The sequence below is a fragment of the Solimonas sp. K1W22B-7 genome, from assembly GCF_003428335.1.
In the GTDB taxonomy this organism is placed as follows: Bacteria; Pseudomonadota; Gammaproteobacteria; order Nevskiales; family Nevskiaceae; genus Solimonas_A.
The window spans coordinates 4,760,670-4,775,659 of the sequence record NZ_CP031704.1 but is presented as its reverse complement, the minus strand read 5'-3'; the positions used below and the strand labels follow the sequence as shown (position 1 = coordinate 4,775,659).

At 62.3% G+C, this 14,990-nt stretch carries 14 protein-coding genes; 8 read left to right on the top strand and 6 right to left on the bottom strand.

The annotated features are described in order from the left end of the window. The first annotated feature begins 23 nt into the window (after nt 1-23). From D0B54_RS21535 to D0B54_RS21510, 6 genes are all read left to right on the top strand, one after another. Complete coding sequence (locus D0B54_RS21535; protein WP_117294013.1) at nt 24-893, top strand: SDR family oxidoreductase; 870 nt, start codon at nt 24-26, stop codon at nt 891-893. After that, nucleotides 894-2,510, top strand: coding sequence for an acyl-CoA carboxylase subunit beta (locus D0B54_RS21530; protein ID WP_117294011.1), 1,617 nt, complete (start codon nt 894-896; stop codon nt 2,508-2,510). Nucleotides 2,511-2,576: 66 nt separating this feature from the next. Then, nucleotides 2,577-3,752 carry an acyl-CoA dehydrogenase family protein gene (locus D0B54_RS21525; RefSeq protein ID WP_117294009.1) on the top strand — a complete coding sequence of 392 codons (1,176 nt, stop codon included), beginning with the start codon at nt 2,577-2,579 and terminating at the stop codon, nt 3,750-3,752. 4 nt (nt 3,753-3,756) lie between these two features. Then, the gene (locus D0B54_RS21520; RefSeq protein WP_117294007.1) at nt 3,757-4,566 is read left to right on the top strand and encodes an enoyl-CoA hydratase/isomerase family protein; all 810 of its coding nucleotides are present in this window, start codon (nt 3,757-3,759) and stop codon (nt 4,564-4,566) included. A gap of 15 nt (nt 4,567-4,581) precedes the next feature. Next, on the top strand, nt 4,582-6,525 hold the full coding sequence (locus D0B54_RS21515; RefSeq protein WP_117294005.1) for an acetyl/propionyl/methylcrotonyl-CoA carboxylase subunit alpha: 1,944 nt from the start codon (nt 4,582-4,584) through the stop codon (nt 6,523-6,525). Between the two features lie 24 nt (nt 6,526-6,549). Then, complete coding sequence (locus D0B54_RS21510) at nt 6,550-7,350, top strand: SDR family oxidoreductase (protein ID WP_117294003.1); 801 nt, start codon at nt 6,550-6,552, stop codon at nt 7,348-7,350. Nucleotides 7,351-7,657: 307 nt separating this feature from the next. Here the strand turns inward: D0B54_RS21510 and D0B54_RS21505 are convergent, their stop codons facing one another. After that, a complete protein-coding gene (locus D0B54_RS21505) occupies nt 7,658-8,293 on the bottom strand; it encodes a TetR/AcrR family transcriptional regulator (protein WP_117294001.1) in 636 nt (211 codons plus the stop codon). A 66-nt stretch (nt 8,294-8,359) separates the two neighbouring features. On the opposite strand from D0B54_RS21505, the gene D0B54_RS21500 reads away from it, so the two are divergent. Continuing rightward, on the top strand, nt 8,360-9,718 hold the full coding sequence (locus tag D0B54_RS21500) for a flavin monoamine oxidase family protein (RefSeq protein ID WP_117293999.1): 1,359 nt from the start codon (nt 8,360-8,362) through the stop codon (nt 9,716-9,718). Between the two features lie 731 nt (nt 9,719-10,449). Further along, nucleotides 10,450-11,382, top strand: coding sequence for a DNA methyltransferase (locus tag D0B54_RS21495; RefSeq protein ID WP_117293997.1), 933 nt, complete (start codon nt 10,450-10,452; stop codon nt 11,380-11,382). Here the strand turns inward: D0B54_RS21495 and D0B54_RS25255 are convergent. The 5 genes from D0B54_RS25255 to D0B54_RS21470 form a co-directional block, all read right to left on the bottom strand. Then, the gene (locus tag D0B54_RS25255) at nt 11,350-11,562 is read right to left on the bottom strand and encodes a helix-turn-helix transcriptional regulator (protein WP_162932614.1); all 213 of its coding nucleotides are present in this window, start codon (nt 11,560-11,562) and stop codon (nt 11,350-11,352) included. The genes D0B54_RS21495 and D0B54_RS25255 overlap by 33 nt on opposite strands. Before the next feature lie 322 nt (nt 11,563-11,884). Next, nucleotides 11,885-12,508 carry a hypothetical protein gene (locus D0B54_RS21485; RefSeq protein ID WP_117293993.1) on the bottom strand — a complete coding sequence of 208 codons (624 nt, stop codon included), beginning with the start codon at nt 12,506-12,508 and terminating at the stop codon, nt 11,885-11,887. Beyond that, nucleotides 12,509-13,426 carry a hypothetical protein gene (locus tag D0B54_RS21480; protein ID WP_117293991.1) on the bottom strand — a complete coding sequence of 306 codons (918 nt, stop codon included), beginning with the start codon at nt 13,424-13,426 and terminating at the stop codon, nt 12,509-12,511. It lies immediately after the preceding gene. Nucleotides 13,427-14,341: 915 nt separating this feature from the next. Further along, a complete protein-coding gene (gene tatA, locus D0B54_RS21475; RefSeq protein ID WP_117293989.1) occupies nt 14,342-14,593 on the bottom strand; it encodes a Sec-independent protein translocase subunit TatA in 252 nt (83 codons plus the stop codon). 15 nt (nt 14,594-14,608) lie between these two features. After that, a complete protein-coding gene (locus D0B54_RS21470; protein WP_117293987.1) occupies nt 14,609-14,956 on the bottom strand; it encodes a hypothetical protein in 348 nt (115 codons plus the stop codon). Nucleotides 14,957-14,990 lie beyond the last annotated feature (34 nt).

Here is a 14,990-nt window from a genome sequence, read left to right as displayed (position 1 = left end):
GACACAACCCGATACGAGCGAACATGAAATACAACTCCCTCTTCAGAACTGAAGCCTTCAAGGGCAAGGTCGTCATGGTCACCGGTGGCGGTTCCGGCATCGGCCGCTGCGCCGCGCATGAATTGGCGGCCTTGGGTGCCAGCGTCATCATCACCGGCCGCAAGCAGGAAAAGCTCGACCAGGTCGCCGCCGAAATACAGGAAGACGGCGGCAGCGTACGCACCATGATCTGCGACATCCGCGAGGACGGGCAGGTCAAGGACACCATCTCCCAGATCGTCAGCGAGTTCGGCCGGATCCACGGCCTCTTCAACAATGCCGGCGGCCAGTTTCCCTCGGCGCTGGACAGCATCTCGGCCAACGGCTTCGATGCCGTGGTGCGCAACAATCTGCTCGGCACTTTCCTGATGATGCGCGAAGTCTACAACCAGAGCATGCGCCAGCATGGCGGCGCCATCGTCAACATGAGCGCCATCATCACCAATGGCATGCCCGGCATGGGACATTCGGGAGCCGCACGTGCCGGGGTGGAAAACCTGACCAAGACGGCCGCTCTCGAATGGGCCAAATCCGGCGTGCGCGTCAACGCAGTGGCGCCCGGCTGGATCATGTCCTCGGGCATGGACACCTACAAGGGCGACTTCCGCGCCATGATTCCCATGCTGGCATCCAAGTCGCCCCTGAAACGCCTGGGCACCGAATCCGAAATCTCCAGCGTCGCCTGTTTCCTGCTGTCCGATGCTGCCGCCTATGTCTCCGGCGTCACCGTCCCCGTCGACGGTGCCGCCACGCTCTGCTCGCCGATCTATCCGCTGGCCGACCACCAGAACTCCGAACCTTTCAACGGCTTCCACCGTGCCTTCATTCCCGAGGTTCTGAAGGAGAGCCAATAGATGGCTGCCGTTATCGAAAGCGCCGTTGATCGCAACAGCGCGGAATTCAAGGCCAACGAAGCCGCATTGCTGCAAACGATCGCCGAAATGCGTGCGATCCAGCAGAAGGTGATCGACAAGTCGTTCGCGGCCAAGCCCAAGTTCGAGAAGCGTGGCCAGGTCCTGCCGCACGAGCGGGTGCGCATGCTGCTGGATCACGGCTCGCCTTTCGTCGAGATCTGCGGCTTGGCCGGCTATCTGAGGCACGACGACAAGGATGGCTCGGACGCTGGCGGCGGCCTGATCGCCGGCATCGGTTTTGTCAGCGGCACCCGCTGTCTGGTCGTGGCCAGCAACAGCGCCATCAAGGGCGGTACGATCTCCCCCGCCGGCATGTTCAAGAGCCTGCGGCTGCAGGAAATTGCCCTGCAGAACAAGCTGCCCTTGATCACGCTGTCCGAAAGCGGTGGCGGCAACCTCAACCACATCGGCGAGGTCTTTGCCCAGGGCGGACGCACCTTCGCCAACCAGGCCCGCCTGTCCGCCGCCGGCATTCCGATGATCACGGTGGTGCATGGCAATGCCACGGCGGGCGGCGCCTACCTGCCCGGCCTGTCGGACTACGTGATCGTCGTCCGCAAGCGCACCGCCATGTACCTCGCGGGGCCACCCCTGCTGTTGGCCGCCACCGGGGAGGTCGCCACGGATGAAGACCTCGGCGGTGCGGAAATGCATGCACAGGTGGCCGGCACCGCCGAGTACCTGGCTGAAAACGATGCAGACGGCATTCGCATGGCGCGAGAAATCGTCGCCATGCTGAACTGGAAGGAAACAACACCGCCGGTCCAGCGCGAAATGCGGGAGCCCCTCTATTCCGCCGACGACCTGCTGGGCGTGGTGCCGAACGATCCGAAGAAGCCCTTCAACATGAAGGAGGTGATCACCCGCCTGGTGGATGGTTCCGAGTTCCTCGAATTCAAGACCGAGTTCGACAATCAGACCGTATGCGGCTGGGCCCATATCGGCGGCTTCATCGTAGGCATCATCACCAACAACGGCCCGATCACTCCGCAGGGCGCGGCCAAGGCCTCTCAGTTCATTCAGTTGTGCGACCAGACCCAGCGCCCTCTGCTGTTCCTCCACAACACCACCGGCTTCATGGTAGGGACGGAATCCGAGCAGCGCGGCGTCATCAAGCACGGCGCCAAGATGATCCAGGCCGTCGCCAATGCCCGCGTGCCGAAGATTTCCCTGGTGGCCGGTGCCTCCTATGGCGCGGGCACCTACGCCATGTGCGGCCGTGGCCTTGATCCGCACTTCATTTTTGCCTGGCCGAACTCCCGCACCGCAGTCATGGGCGGCGCCCAGGCCGGCAAGGTTCTGCGTATCGTCTCTGAGCAGCAACTGAAGAAAGCCGGCAAGGAAGTGGATCCAAAGATGCTCGACTCCATTGAGCAGGCTGCCGCCGCCAATCTGGATCGCCAGTCCAAGGCCTTGTACAACACGGCTCACCTGTTCGACGACGGCCTGATAGATCCGCGCGACAGCCGCCGCTTGCTGGTTTTCCTGCTGCAAACCATTTGCGAAGCCGCAGCACGCCCGCTGCAAGCCAACAGCTTTGGCGTGGCGCGCTTCTAACGACGCAAGACCTCATGGAAGGGTCCAGCCCGTTCCCGTGCGTCCACACAAAACCAGGAGCGTCAAATGAAGTTCACCCATGAGCATGAGCAACTGCGCCGCACCGCCCGCGCCTTTGTCGAAAAGGAAATCAATCCCCATGTCGATGAATGGGAAGAGGCAGGGCTGATTCCCGCCCACGACCTGTTCAAGAAGCTGGGCAATCTCGGCCTGCTCGGCATCTGCAAGCCGGAGGAGAACGGCGGCCTGGGTCTCGATTATTCCTACAACATGGTGGTGATGGAAGAGTTCGGTCGTATCGCCTGCGTAGGGGTGCCCACGGCGATCGCCGTGCAGACGGACATGGCTACACCGGCCCTGGCCCGGTTCGGCAGCAAGGCCTTGCGTGAAGAATTCCTGACCCCGGTGATTGCCGGTGACTACGTTGCTGCGATTGCCGTTTCAGAACCCCATGCTGGTTCCGATGTCGCCGCCATCAAGACCAATGCCCGGAAAGACGGCGGTGATTACGTCATCAACGGCACCAAGATGTGGATCACGAACTCGACCCAGGCTGACTTCTTCTGCCTGCTTGCCAATACCTCGGACGACAGGTCCCACCTCAACAAGTCCATGATCATCGTGCCGGCCAAAACGCCCGGCATCACCGTATCCAGGAGACTGAACAAGATGGGGATGCGCTCGTCGGATACAGCGCAGGTCTTCTTCGACAACGTGCGCGTCCCGCAGCGCAACCTCGTGGGTGCCGAAGGCATGGGCTTCACGATGCAGATGGCGCAGTTTCAGGAGGAGCGTTTGTATTGCGCCGTCTCCGCACTGGGCGGCATGGAAAACTGCATCAACCAGACCATCGACTATTGCCGCCAGCGCAGCGTCTTCGGTCAGCCGCTGATCGACAACCAGGTCATTCATTTTCGCATGGCCGAACTGCAGACCGAGGTCGAACTGCTGCGCTCGCTGATCTACCGGGCCTGCGAAGCCCATGTCGGCGGCGGCGATGCCGTCGAAGTCACACGCCTTGCGTCCATGGCCAAGCTGAAGGCTGGCCGGCTGGCGCGTGAGGTGACCGACGGCTGTCTGCAGTACTGGGGCGGCCAGGGCTTCATGTGGGAAAACCCGGTATCCCGCGCCTACCGCGACATGCGTCTGGGCTCCATTGGCGGCGGTGCCGACGAGGTCATGCTCGGCATCATCTGCAAGCAGATGAACATCCTGCCTGGCAAAAAGAAAAGGGCGGCCTAAGGCCATGGATCTGCCCAGAACTGAAGCCCTGGAACTGCAGCAAGACGGTCTTGCCCTGCATATCTGGCTGAATCGCCCCGACGTCCGCAATGCCCTGAGCCTGCAAATGGTGCAGGAACTCGGCGCCGTATTCGACGCCATTGCCCCCAACCCGGAAATCCGCGCCGTGGTGCTGCGTGGCAAGGGCGGCAACTTCTGCGCCGGCGGCGACATCAAGGACATGGCTGGTGCCCGCGCCGAGGCCGCTCGCAGCGGCAACGACGAAGCCTATGTCTCGCTCAACCGCGGCGGCGGCACCTTGATCACGAAAATCGATCGGGCGCCGCAGGTCGTCATCGTGGCGCTGGAAGGCGCCGTGCTGGGTGGCGGTTTTGGCCTCGCCTGCGTGTCCGATGTGGCAATCAGCCTCGACACGACGCAGTTTGGCCTGCCGGAAACAAGCCTGGGCATCCCGCCGGCGCAGATCTCTCCCTTTGTGGTGCAGCGCATCGGCCTGACGCAGGCGCGCCGCCTGGCCCTGCTCGGGGTCCGCTTCAACGGCGAGGAGGCATTGCGTCTCGGCATCGTGCATCAGGTCGTGGATTCGGTGCAGGCGCTGGAGGCTGCTGTGGCCGAAGCACTGGCCCTGGTCAAGCGTGCTGCACCACAGGCCAGTCGCGCAACCAAGGCCCTGCTGCACCGGGCCGGCAAGGAGCCCCTGGAGGGCCTGCTCGATGACGCTGCGAGACAGTTTGCCCGCGCCGTTTCCGCTGGAGAAGGTGTCGAGGGCACTCAAGCTTTCGTGCAGAAACGCGCGCCCAAGTGGGCTGAATAGTCGGGAACCCATGACATGGCATTTTCCAAAGTTCTAGTCGCCAATCGCGGTGAGATCGCCGTACGCGTCATGCGCAGCGCCAAGATGCTGGGCTATCGCACCGTGGCGGTCTATTCGGAAGCCGATGCCGACGCCCTGCATGTGAGCGCAGCGGATGAGGCCGTGTGCATCGGCCCCGCCAAGGTCTCCGAGTCCTATTTGCGCATCGAGGCCATCATCGATGCCTGCAAGAAAACCGGAGCAGACGCCGTGCATCCGGGCTATGGCTTCCTTTCTGAAAACGAAGCCTTTGCCCAGGCCTGCGCCGATCATCACATCACGTTCATCGGACCCACCCCGTCGGCGATCGAGTTGATGGGGAGCAAGCGACTGGCCAAGATCGCCATGATCAAGGCCGGCGTACCCTGCGTTCCGGGTTACGAAGGCGATGACCAGCGTCCCGAGAAATTCATGGCCGAGGCCAGCCGCATCGGCTTCCCGGTCATGGTCAAGGCCTCGGCAGGCGGCGGCGGTCGCGGCATGCGCTTGGTCCACAAGGCAGAAGACCTGGCCGCTGCCCTGGCAACCGCGCGATCCGAAGCGGAGAACGCCTTTGGGTCCGGCGAATTGATTCTGGAACGCGCGGTGATTGCCCCGCGTCATGTCGAGATCCAGATTTTTGGCGACACCCACGGCAATCACGTCTATCTGTTCGAGCGGGATTGTTCGATTCAACGCCGCCACCAGAAGGTGGTGGAAGAAGCGCCGTGCCCGGTCATGACACCCGAGCTGCGCAGGCAGATGGGAGAAGCCGCGGTTGCCGCGGCCCGAAGCGTGGACTACGTCGGTGCCGGCACGGTGGAGTTCCTGCTCGACAGTCAGGGCCGCTTCTATTTTCTGGAAATGAATACCCGCCTGCAGGTGGAACACCCGGTAACGGAACTCATCACCGGCCAGGACCTGGTGGAGTGGCAGCTGCGCGTCGCCAATGGAGAAAAGCTGCCGTTGCAGCAGCATGAACTGCAAATCAATGGGCACGCCATCGAAGTGCGTCTCTATGCCGAGGACCCGGGCAACAAGTTCCTGCCGCAGACCGGGCGCATCCTGCGGTGGCAGCCGGCGACACAGCCCGGCCTGCGCATTGACCACGGCATGCGCAGCGGCAGCGTCATCAGCCCCCACTACGATCCCATGGTCGCCAAGGTGATCGCATGGGGAAGGACCCGCGAAGATGCCGCTCGCCTGCTGGCGAGCGGTGTGCAAGACACCGTGCTGCTGGGCGTCAACAACAACAAGCAGTTTCTCTGCAATCTTCTGCGCCATCCGGTGTTTGTCGCCGGCGACACCTCGACCGCGTTTATCGATACGCATTTCAGCGACGACCCCAGCATGATGCCGGCGGCGCCCCCCCCTGCGATGCTCGCCGTTTCCGCCGCCATCATCCTGCACAGCGAATCGGGCAACGGCGGCTGGCAAACCGGCGCGCCCAGCAGTTCGCCCCTGAAATTGCAGGTGGGCGAGCAAGTGCACCTGCTCTCCACGCAGGTGATTGATGGTGAGCTGCATGTCGCCTGCAAGGATCAGCATGCCCGCATCAGGGTCTTGGCCCTGGATGCGCAAACGCTGGCCTATGAAATGGCCGGCGTCCGTCAGCTTGTTCACTACGCACTGGACGATGAAACCCTGTTTCTTGGCTGCGCCGGTGGCAACCTCACGATCACCAACGTCACCCATGCGCCACCGGCAATCGCTGACGTGGCAGACGATGGCAGCGTGCGCGCGCCCACGGATGGCGCCGTCGTCGCCATCCTGGTGGAGCAAGGCGACAGCGTGGTGAAGGGCCAGACCCTCGTCATCATGGAGGCCATGAAGATCGAATATCAGCTCACGGCCAATCGTGACGGCAGGATCGGCAGCCTTAGCACCAGCCTCAAGCAGCAGGTCAAAAAGCGGCAATTGCTGCTGAGCATTGCGGACTAACTATTCTGTAGCCAAGAGACATCCATGAAACCTTTCGACTACACCGGCAAAACCGTGTTCGTTGCCGGTGGTACCAGTGGCATCAATCTCGGAATCGCCCATGCTTTTGCCCTGGCGGGCGCACAACTGGTTGTCATGTCTCGCCGCCAGGACAAGGTCGATGCTGCTGTGACGGCGCTCAAGGCCCATGGCGGTGTTGCGCTGGGCTTCAGTGCCGACGTGCGTGATCCCGCAGCCACAGAAGCAGCGCTGAAAGCCGCTCACGCCCGGTTCGGTCCCATTGATATCCTGGTGTCCGGCGCTGCAGGAAATTTCCCTGCCCCGGCGCTGGGCCTTTCCCCCAATGCGTTCAAGACCGTCATCGACATCGACCTGATGGGCACCTTTCATGTGCTGCGGACAGCAGTCGCCTACCTGCGCCAACCCGGTGCGTGCATCATCAACATATCGGCGCCTCAGTCCTACATCCCCATGGCGTTTCAGATGCATGCCTGTGCGGCCAAGGCGGGGGTGGACATGATTACCCGGGTCGCGGCCATGGAGTGGGGAAAATCGGGAATACGCGTCAACTCCGTGGCGCCTGGCCCCATCGCGGACACCGAGGGTATGGCGCGCCTCTCACCTACGCCGGAGCTGAGCAGGCTTGTCGCTGATTCCGTGCCATTGGGTCGTTTCGGCACCAAGCAGGAGGTCGCCGACGCCTGTCTTTGGCTCGCCAGCCCCATGGCCAGTTACGTCACCGGCGTGGTACTCCCTGTGGATGGCGGTTGCAGTCTGGGGGGTGCTGTAGGATTGGCAAGGGCCGTGAGCGCGGATGCCAAGTAAGGCGATCCGTCGCGCTTGTTAGCGCACAAGACGTTCTGTCCTTGCCGCGCAGACACGAGATCGATACGCGCCCCGTACACCGTGGCCTGAGTGTCCTGGGGCTGGCGCATCGCATCGCCGACGACTACCGCGTCCGCTGCCCGGCGCTGGTGATGATCGGAGACGACGATCCGCTGGTGCGCGCTTGTGAACGAGTCTGGAACCTACGACAAGGTGTCTTATCGTAGTTCCTCGCTATCGCGGCCAGCCGGCTACGTACCCATAGCCGTCGCGCATCTTGACGATTCAGATGCCCGCTTCGTTTAGCTCAGCGCAGTCCGGTAATCAGTGCGTGGATCGTCGCCCGCTTGAGCTTGTCGGGATCGCCCCAGGAGACTTCAGGCATCCCGATCAAGTTGAGCGCGATGCCCTGGACTCCGCATAGCAGCACGTTCTGCATTTCCACCGGGTCTCCTGCCCGCAACTCGCCGCGCGCTTGTGCTTCCGAGATGCTGCGGCGGAATATGGCCATCCGCTGCATGACCTGGGCGCTGTCGACGAAGTAGCTGTCCTGCTCGCCCTGCAAGCGATCTTCGATCATGAAGATCGCGCGATAGTCGTCCTGCCGTTGCAGCCAGAAGTCGACGAAGGCCAGGCAGATCGCTTCCACGCGATCCTGCGCTGCGGCACTCGCGTAAACGCCGTCCATCTGCACCAGCAGTTCGAAAAAGAGTTCTTCCCAGATGCCGCGCAGCAGTTGGCGCTTGTTGGGGAACAAGGTGTAGAGCGCCGCCGGCGAGCATTGGGCAATCGCAGCGATCTTGCGCATGGACACGCCTTCATACCCCTCCGCCGCGAACAGCTTGCGGGCTGACTCCACGATCAGGCTGCGGCTGGCCTCGGCCTGCTGGTCGCTGCGAGCCGGGCGGCCGCGCCGCGTTGTTTTGGGCGAAGGAGTCTTCATCGTGTCTTGTAATTAATGAACGCGTTCATTATTATAAATCCGGAAACTCTGCGTGAAGGGAACGGCATGAATCATCCGGATTCGACCTGGGATGCGATTGTAGTGGGAGCAGGCTTGGCGGGGCTCAAGGCCGCCATGGAACTCACCGCCGCAGGCCGGAAGGTGCTGGTGCTGGAAGCCCGCGATCGCGTCGGCGGCCGGTCCAAGCCGGGTGAAATCTGCGGCCAGGTCATCGACCTGGGCGGCCAATGGGTGGGGCCGGGGCAGAAGCTGCTGTTGAAGCAAGCCGGGGAGCTGGGCGTGAAGACCTATTCCCAGTACATCCAGGGCAAGGCCCTGATGCGGCTCGACGGCAAGCTGACGGAATCCGCCACCACCATCCCGAAGTTGCCCTTGTTCTCCCTGCTGGAAATGGGGCTGCTGGAGCAGCGCTGGAAGCGGGAAACCCGCACGCTGCCGGCGGATGCGCCCTGGTCCGCGCCGCGCGCGAGGGAATGGGACGCGCATTCGGTGGAGAGCTGGATCCTGAAGACCGTGCGCACGCACGCGGCGCGTGAACTGCTGCGCGCCATCACGCGAACATTGTTCTGTGCCGAGGCATCCCAGGTGTCCTATCTCTGCCTGCTGGAGTTCATGCGGCAGGCCCATGGGCTAGAGGTAGCCACCGGCGTCGAGGGCGGGGCGCAGCAGGACAAGTTCGTGGGCGGTGCCTGGCAGATTCCCCGGCGCATGGCCGAGCGCCTGGGCGGGAGCATCGTCTTCAATGAGCCGGTGCAGGCCATCGAACAGCACGAGGATCATGTCTGCGTGACCTCGCCCCAGGCTCGCTACACGGCCAGGCGCCTGGTCATGACGGTTCCGCCCGCGCTGGCGGCGCAGGTCCACTACGCCAGGCCATTGAGCACGCAGCGCCTCGGGCTATTGCAGCGGATGCCGATGGGCGCCGTGATCAAGATCCATGTCGCCTACGAGTCGCCCTTCTGGCGCAGGCGAGGATTCAGCGGCATGGCGTTCAGCAACGACCTTCATTTCAGCACAGTCTTCGATCAATCGCCGCCCGATGAAAGCCTGGGCATTTTGGTGGGATTCATGGATGCCGCACATGCCGTGGAGATGAGTGCCCGTGGAGAAGAGGCCAGGCGCAAGCAGGCCGTGTCCGACCTGGTGAAGTACTTCGGCGCGGAAGCCGCGCAGCCGCTGGCCTACGTGGACCAGGACTGGACGCAGGAGTGCTGGAGCCTCGGCGGCTACGTCGCCCACATGCCGCCGGGCGTGATGACCACGTACGGCAGCGCGCTGCGCGAGCCCTGCGGCCGCATCCACTGGGCCGGAGCGGAAACGGCGAACGAGTGGGCCGGCTATCTGGATGGTGCCCTGCAGTCGGGCATCCGCGCCTCAGGAGAAGTCCTGCTGGCGCAAGGGTAGTTGGCAGGCTGCGGCTTATGCCAAGGGTCTGCTTCGGGCTGGGAGGAGGCAGTCAGTCACCGGGGTGGATTGGATTCCAAATGCCAGCGCTACTCAAAATCGGGGGGCGTCGTGAAGCCCCCAATTCTCGACAAACAATGACCACCTGATGGAGCTCTAAGTCATTGAAACTAAGAGAGGCATCAATTGGTGGCCGGGGACGGAATCGACAATGGTGCAGGAGCGCCATTGAGCGTAGCCCGAGCGCAAGCGAGGGGACGGCACAGGGATGTGCCGGACAACCCCGACCCGAAGGGTCGGCGGTGAGATTCCGCGAACAGATGCTGGACTTTATTGGTGGCCGGGGACGGAATCGAACCGCCGACACGGGGATTTTCAACTGGCTTTCCCCGCCATTCTATGTCACCGCATGTCACTCAAGTTGCTGAATTTAAAGCTTTTAAGCGCATCTACCGCACTCGATATCACCGTAGATAATCGGCATTCTTGTCCTGAACTTGTCTTACAGGACTGTCGCACCGAGCTTGAAAGCAGGGTACTCGGCCACCTTGCTTGAGCCAAGGCGTTTCGCTCTTTCCCCTCACGTTTTTTACGCCGAATGCGTCTGCTCCTGCATGTCGGAGCGCATCGGCGAGGCGCCGACGGCTTACTCGACCGGAATATCTCCTGGAGGCTCGGACCCTATACAGTCACTCTGTTTTGTTTCGAGTACTTAATTCAGTGAGGAATAAATGCCGCGAGGTGGAAAGCGCAACGGGGCCGGCCGGCCATCGGGAACAGGTCGGTTCGGTTCACGAACAAAACTCGTCCGGATTCCGGATGATCTGATCCCTGAGGTCAACGCAATTCTTGAGGCGCGACAAAAGGGAACGGCGGACAAGCGGGCCAAGCGTGATGTGCCGGCTCTCGACCGAGTGCCGATCCCTTCTCCCGGACGCATTGAACTCTTGCCGTCAATATCGGCGCTGGATGCCCTTCAAGCCATGGCGCAATTCAATGTTCGGCCCACCGTCACGATTCTGGATCCTTGGTATCGGTTAAAAACTAGCCAGGGACGCAGTGCTTTTGTCTCGGAAGTTCTCCCGCTAATCAACGCGGCTGCGGAGGTATCGAGCCACGTTTTCGTTTGGGGTTTTCCCGAAGCGTTGGGCAGGCTTATTGACCTTTGGAGCAGCCGAGTGAAACTGGAAGCCTGGCTGACGTGGAGCTACACGAATGCGCAGAACCGATCGCGATCATGGAGACCGGCGCAGCAGGCGTGTCTGCATCTACGCCATCCCCGCTCGAGGATGTACCCAGAGCATTTCATGAATGCGCGCCAGCGAGCACACGCTGAATCGAACCGCCTCGAGTTCAAGATGACGCCGCGGACTGTCTTCGAGGAACCGCTTCTCTCTGGATTCATTCGCCGCTCCGAGCAGCAGGGGTATCCGGCGCAAAAGCCAGTAGCCGTGATATCGCGGCTCTTAACGATGACGACTCGGCCTGGCGATTTGGTAGCGGACGTGACAGCAGGATCTGGCACTACTGGCGTGGCTGCCATTCAAGCCGGATGCTCGGCGATCCTCGCGGACAGATCGCCCACGGCTATCAAGGTAATGCGCCGCCGCTTGGGCGGCCTCATCGTTGGATCAACCGCGGCGCTGCCGCACCCGCTCCGGTAAGGCAATCGGTGCGCCGGATGATTGGTTCTCGGAGAGCCAAGCCATGACTACACTGCGCAGCCAAATCCGGCGCCGCTGGGAAAGGCGAGTGTGTGGAGGGCAGGCATCGCCCTTCGAGAGCCGGTTGCTCAAAGTTCGCTTTGTGATCCCGAGCAGCCGGGCCACCTCGTCCGTCGTCATTGTTGCCGATTCCATGTGCGGTACTCGCTGAGTTTGTACCTCTACGGTATCCCTGCAATCGGGAAACCGATTTAGCCATGCGCTTGCAGCCATGAGCCTCACCATCGGCCGTGGCATCCAGCTCTGTGGTGGCCCCATCACCTTTCCATCGTCCTGAGGGCGCTGAAGAGGCAATTCAAAGGAGCGCGACTTGGCGGAAGACCTGACTCGGTTGTCAGGCAAATCCAATCAGAACCCGCCGAATACTGGCCGTCTCTGCGTTTGCGGCTCGGGGGCTGGAACCGGTGCAGGTGCGCTTGTCCCAGTTCCAGCCCAGCAACCCCTAACGAAGGGACCGAAGCATGTCTTGCTTCTGCTGTAGTTGGTTGTTTTCTGCCGTCATCTCTGACGCCCGCACTTCCATCTTGGCAACGGCCTCCTTCAGCTGCCTGTATTCATCGGCTTTGGAACTGATCTCGTCTTGCCAATTGCAAACCTCTCCGGCCAGCTTCCAAATCGGGGTTAACTCAGCCAGTTCCTCCCTCCGGGCTTTCAAGAGTTCAAGGCTTGGCGTCAACCGGCGAATCCAACCAACGACACCGATGAATACTGTGGCCGTCACCGGGAGTAGTACTGCCAGGAGTAGCGTAGTGAGCGCGGCCCAGTACCATCCAAGGGACGGGGTCACGCCTCTGTCCAGTGCCCATCTGCCAGTCTGTAGCGTGTCCTCAGGACACAGGCGAGTGAGTACATTGAATCGGTCGCAAACCTCGGAAACTGCTGCTGCCCGCTCAAGTTGGTAGAGGCGGGTCAGCCGATGTTGCATGGTCTGGATTTCAGCCCGGAGCTTTGAGCTCTCCGCTCGAAGCTCTTCGTTTTGTACCTGAAGTGCTTCGATCTGAGCTTCCAAGTTGTTCGGCCGGCAAGCAACCAGCAGGAGTGCCATAACGAGAATGAAGACGCGCATCTAGAGGTCACTCCTCAGAACCACGGAAATGGCATCCGCGACGCGCGACTCAATGACACTATCTTCGTCCTCCCGCCGGACGTACTTGCGCTCCAAGTTCTTCACCCACCGGCGCACGGGCTGGCCACCAGCGAAAGCACTCTCATAGCGCTTCTGGATGCTCTTGCTGCGGGTCACGATCAGGACACCCTGGTAGGTGTCGTTGCGGATCAGATTAACGGTGCGCTCAAGGGTGATGTCGAATTCCCAGCCCCACTTCGCGGTGAGTTCCACCTCGATGGCAAGGCGCTTGCCATCGGGCATGAGCCAAACAGCATCCGGAAGCTTGCTACCCAACGAAACTTCTCCGAGTTCCGCCGGAGACATGAAACCCACCACCTTGCCGACACCCTTGCGCGGCACAAAGAGGTACCCCTCGTCGTGCCCACAGGAGTTACCAAACGGTGCGCCGGACAGGTTCCGCAGCGTGAACCTCTGTACCCGCAAATCGTGCACAAGATTGGAGCGCTGGATTCGCTCCCCGGAGTGGCGGTGCAGGTGGTGGACAAGATGGTCCACATTAGCCTCCGCTTCCCGCACCCCGTCGGGGGTAAGAACGGTGATCCATCGCGGCAGTGCATCGAATCTGGATCCGAGGTAAATCCCAAACCTCTCGATGTACCCCGCTTTGAGCAACCGGCTGGCGATATTGCCGTGGCCATTGCCGCCCACTACAAGGTCCAGGATCGTGGGCGTGGAGTAACCCCATCTGTACGTCCAGATCAGCGCCAGAATCATCTTCAAACGGCCAATCTCATACGAGCTATGGTGCTCGAGAGCATTGGCCAGCGCCTCGCGAGTCTTATCGGTGAAGATGCCCCCCTTGCGCGGGTGCTCGGGCTCCTGAGGGGGCATATCGTCCAGAATCAAAGTGTCCATCTTGAAGGTCCTTTTTTGCGGTATGGACCTCTGCGGTATCCGCCTCGATTGAAGTTTGATTTTCGGCGTTGTCGGGGCTGGATTTGGTGGCCTGCATGAGCGCCAACGGAGCCGCTCCCTTGAGTGAGAGGGTTGAGCCCTGTATTGAGTAACTAGTCTCGATCTCTACCCTCGACTCATGCCCTCGACCCGAAGGGGGCAGGGCCGCGCGGGCAGGCTGGGCGAAGTGCTTGCATCCGGACCGCTTTGAAACAGCCCCGGAGGGGCCGCTGACGCGCTGCTTTCGCAGTGTTTTCAAAGCTTTGGCGCTGGACGCGCCAACCGGCCGCCAGCACTTCGGGGGCGTCCCGCCCCCCACCGCTCCGCGGCGGCTCCCCCGGGCACCGCGCTGCGCGCGGGCCCCGTGCCGCGCCCCCCTCCCTGAAGGTCGGGCTGACGGGCGCTTCGCGCCCTCGCGCCACGGGGCCCCCCCGCCGTGCGGTGCCGGGGTCCCGAGGGACCCCCCAACCCGAACCGGCGGCCTGGGGCCGCCTTTCCCTGAGGCAAGCTCAGGGAATTCGCGTCGGCTCCCCCCGACCGCGGCCTTGGGGGCCGCGGGGTGCTTCGCGCGGGCGCGACACCCCGCCTTCGGCGGTCCCCCAGCTCGCGTCCCGCGAGGGGCTGCGCCCCCCACAAGTGGGCTCCCCCGGAGTCATTTGCTGCGGAAGTTAACCCACTGTCGTGCGTGCGGGCGGTTCATGCCTGGGAGGTTGCAGCGCTAACTCTGCGCCGGCCACGAACGCCCCTCCGAGGGGCGTTCGTGGCCCTCGTCGGCGCATCGCAGATAGGCGTCGCGGAAGCGATTCGGCGGTGCAGTTTTGGCCAGCCGCGAGTTCGGGTAGATGCTTCAACAGCTGGGCACCCCAGGGGTGGTTCTCAGCCCAGGTTTCGGAGCTTGGAAGCAATTGATCGGGCCTTGAGCTGGTCGCCCAGGGGGTCTCCGTGACTGTCGCCCGTACCGGTTGCCAACGAGGTGGAAGCTTCAGCTTCACCCTCCCGCAGCGCTTCCTTGAAGCTCTTGATGGCGCCGCCCAAGTCGCCCCCCGCGCCTCGGAGTTTCTTGGTGCCGAAGACCACGACGACGATCGCCAGGACGATCAGCCAGTGCCAGATGCTGAAGCTTCCCATGTGTGTGTCTCCCGGCTAGATCGCCACGCGATACAGCAGGTAGATCCCCACGGCGCCGATGCCGCCATGGAGGGCTGCCAAAGGCAATGTGGCTCGATGCCGGAAGACCACCCGGAACAACAGCATGCCCCCGACGAAGCCGGACAGGAGCACGACCAGTGCCCACCAAGTGAGCGCTGGCGTGGCTTCCTGGCCGCGCAAGGCCGCGGTGAACAACAGGGCAAGTGCGGCTAAGCCACCCAAGCCATGGGCGGTGGCCAGGAAGGCCGGGATCCTCTTCTTCAAGGCAATCAGGCTGGCAAGCAGCAGCCCTCCGGATGCCACCGCGACGAACGCAGCGAGCGAAATCTGTGTGAGCGTCATGTTGTCTCCTGTCGCACCTGGACGCTGTTGTAGT

Excerpts from the sequence above, each read along its gene's own strand:
- D0B54_RS21530 (WP_117294011.1), top strand. The coding sequence starts at position 894 with ATGGCTGCCGTTATCGAAAGCGCCGTTGATCGCAACAGCGCGGAATTC.
- tatA (WP_117293989.1), bottom strand. The coding sequence starts at position 14,593 with ATGGGAAGCTTCAGCATCTGGCACTGGCTGATCGTCCTGGCGATCGTC.
- D0B54_RS21525 (WP_117294009.1), top strand. The coding sequence starts at position 2,577 with ATGAAGTTCACCCATGAGCATGAGCAACTGCGCCGCACCGCCCGCGCC.
- D0B54_RS21535 (WP_117294013.1), top strand. The coding sequence starts at position 24 with ATGAAATACAACTCCCTCTTCAGAACTGAAGCCTTCAAGGGCAAGGTC.
- D0B54_RS21515 (WP_117294005.1), top strand. The coding sequence starts at position 4,582 with ATGGCATTTTCCAAAGTTCTAGTCGCCAATCGCGGTGAGATCGCCGTA.
- D0B54_RS21485 (WP_117293993.1), bottom strand. The coding sequence starts at position 12,508 with ATGCGCGTCTTCATTCTCGTTATGGCACTCCTGCTGGTTGCTTGCCGG.
- D0B54_RS21480 (WP_117293991.1), bottom strand. The coding sequence starts at position 13,426 with ATGGACACTTTGATTCTGGACGATATGCCCCCTCAGGAGCCCGAGCAC.
- D0B54_RS21505 (WP_117294001.1), bottom strand. The coding sequence starts at position 8,293 with ATGAAGACTCCTTCGCCCAAAACAACGCGGCGCGGCCGCCCGGCTCGC.
- D0B54_RS21470 (WP_117293987.1), bottom strand. The coding sequence starts at position 14,956 with ATGACGCTCACACAGATTTCGCTCGCTGCGTTCGTCGCGGTGGCATCC.
- D0B54_RS21500 (WP_117293999.1), top strand. The coding sequence starts at position 8,360 with ATGAATCATCCGGATTCGACCTGGGATGCGATTGTAGTGGGAGCAGGC.
- D0B54_RS21495 (WP_117293997.1), top strand. The coding sequence starts at position 10,450 with ATGCCGCGAGGTGGAAAGCGCAACGGGGCCGGCCGGCCATCGGGAACA.
- D0B54_RS25255 (WP_162932614.1), bottom strand. The coding sequence starts at position 11,562 with ATGACGACGGACGAGGTGGCCCGGCTGCTCGGGATCACAAAGCGAACT.
- D0B54_RS21510 (WP_117294003.1), top strand. The coding sequence starts at position 6,550 with ATGAAACCTTTCGACTACACCGGCAAAACCGTGTTCGTTGCCGGTGGT.
- D0B54_RS21520 (WP_117294007.1), top strand. The coding sequence starts at position 3,757 with ATGGATCTGCCCAGAACTGAAGCCCTGGAACTGCAGCAAGACGGTCTT.